Origin of the sequence: Citrobacter braakii (genome assembly GCF_002075345.1) — a bacterium.
GTDB classification, from domain to species: domain Bacteria; phylum Pseudomonadota; class Gammaproteobacteria; order Enterobacterales; family Enterobacteriaceae; genus Citrobacter; species Citrobacter braakii.
Genome location: NZ_NAEW01000060.1, coordinates 1 through 1,976 on the forward strand (window position 1 = coordinate 1; position 1,976 = coordinate 1,976).

The 1,976-nt window shown below is 53.5% G+C and carries 2 protein-coding genes; both read right to left on the reverse strand.

Features of this window, described 5'->3' with window-relative positions; all coding sequences use genetic code 11:
* Positions 1-46 precede the first annotated feature (46 nt).
* A complete protein-coding gene (locus BZK42_RS27710; RefSeq protein WP_080861547.1) occupies positions 47-511 on the reverse strand; it encodes an STY4534 family ICE replication protein in 465 nt (154 codons plus the stop codon).
* A 709-nt stretch (positions 512-1,220) separates the two neighbouring features.
* A partial coding sequence (locus tag BZK42_RS27715) for a DNA topoisomerase (RefSeq protein ID WP_211280455.1) occupies positions 1,221-1,976 on the reverse strand: 756 nt, incomplete at its 5' end.

The following is a 1,976-nucleotide window of genomic DNA, read 5'->3' on the forward strand; positions in this document are numbered from 1 at the left end:
CGGAAAGTGTGTCACCGCCAGGGAGAGGTCAGTTAAAATGACGGTTTCAGAATGAGTTTTCCGCGTACTGCTTCTGCGGAGTCTGGTCCTGAACCGGAGGAGTCGAGGTCGGTTTTTCTGCCTTGTAAACAATCTCTTTGTCAATCTTTATCCAGTCCACCCGGATAAGACGCGTTTTGAGACTGACGCGGTTTTCGCCGGCATGCTCACCTTTTGACAGGGTGAAGATGTCCGGTTTGATTCCGCTGAGCACAAAACTGATCATCACTTTTTTGTCTTCGTCACAGGCTTTCTGGCAACGGTTGATCAGACTCGTTGCGTCCTTGCCTGCAACAGTGACATCAAAGCGGGTATAGTCTGCATTATCTGTCGGCCCCGTCAGGGCGTTCAGCGTACAGCAGGTAAACTTACTGTTACCGTTGACCACCTGGCGTACGTTACTGATGTAGCCCAGGCCGCTGATGTTAAGGTTGAAGTAGTTCACTTCTTTTTTGTCAGTATTTCCGGACATGATGTTCTCTCCAGGGATAAAAAAGGTATGGTTGAGAAAACATTCATCCCTGTCGGGATATGTTTTCCCGCAGGGAAATCAGTACATTCAGCGCACTGATCGTCTTGGTTTAAGATATCTTAATCGCAGCAGATCTCACCGCGACAGCCGTTTCCAAAGATTAAAGGGCTGTACCGTCCGAAGACGCCACCTCTCAGGCTACAGTGGCATTGGTGTGCGGTTACCCGAAGGCGTCTCTCTCAAACCGCAGAAACATTGGTGTGCAGTCACCCGAAGGCGTCTCTCTCAGACTGCTGAAACATTGGTGTGTGATCACCCGAAGGCGTTCCTCTCAGATCACCGGAACATTGGTGGTCACTCTGTGAGTGACAGATTGCCAGTTCATTTTTACAGGGATAAAAAAACAGTCAATCCGTTAATTGTTTTTGCGAATCAACAAAAAAATGGCCCCCGTAAACGGAGGCCATTTCTGATGGAATTGCTGCACCACAGCATGATGTAAGAATCTAATCTCCGGGGTAAAACCTGATTACCCGGCGCAGTTTTCACGGAGTGCTTGCGCGTTAAGGACCGATCCTCGAGTAAAGATCGCCCTTCAGACTGAAATTCCGGCTGGCATGCGGTCATCCGGAACAGGCCGCAGTCACGGGGTGCTGCTCTTATCAAAGCCCGATAAGGCTACCAGAACCCGGTCTGGAAAAACAAGTTGTTATCGCAGCGTCAGTTTCAAACCTTTTGGCATTTTCAACTCAGGTCCGCCAGTACCACTTCCCGCAATACCCCGGCACGCCGGATAGTTGACACAGCCGAAAAATACGCCATTCTTTCCCTGCCGTTGCACCGTTCGCCCCCCGCACTCCGGACAGGGTGGACCGGGCGGGGCCTGCATCGCCAGTGGTTGCGCTTTTCCCTGACTGACCAGTTGCGACACCCAGGCATTCTGTTTCGCCATGAAATCATCAAGACTCACCCGGCCTGCGGCCACCTCATCCAGCAGTTGCTCCCACAGCGCCGTCAGCCCCGGGCTGGTCAGTGCCGCCGGCAGGGCATTCACCAGGTCTCGCCCTGTCGGGGTCGAACGCAGCACTTTTTTGTCCCTTACCATAAATCCGCGTTTTATCAGGGTGTCGATTATCCCCGCCCGGGTCGCCTCAGTTCCTATCCCCGCGTTTTCTTTCAGCACCTTCTTCAGCGCAGCATCAGTGACAAACGACGCCGCGTTCGTCATCGCCGCAATCAGCGTACCGTCGTTGTACGGTACCGGTGGTTTTGTCTGCAGGCGCTTTTCCTCCGCCCCCTGAACCGGACAAATCTGCCCGCTCTGAAGGGGCGGCAGCCGGGAGGCATCTGCGTTATCACTGCTCACGTCGCCATCAGCCAGTGTCTGTACTGACTGTGGCGACGGGTCGGAAAACAGCGCTTTCCATCCCGCCACCACGGTAACATTGCCGGTCGTCCGGAACAG

What these genes read in the sequence shown, in the direction of transcription:
- BZK42_RS27710 (WP_080861547.1), bottom strand. Translation starts at nt 511, where the DNA reads ATGTCCGGAAATACTGACAAAAAAGAAGTGAACTACTTCAACCTTAAC.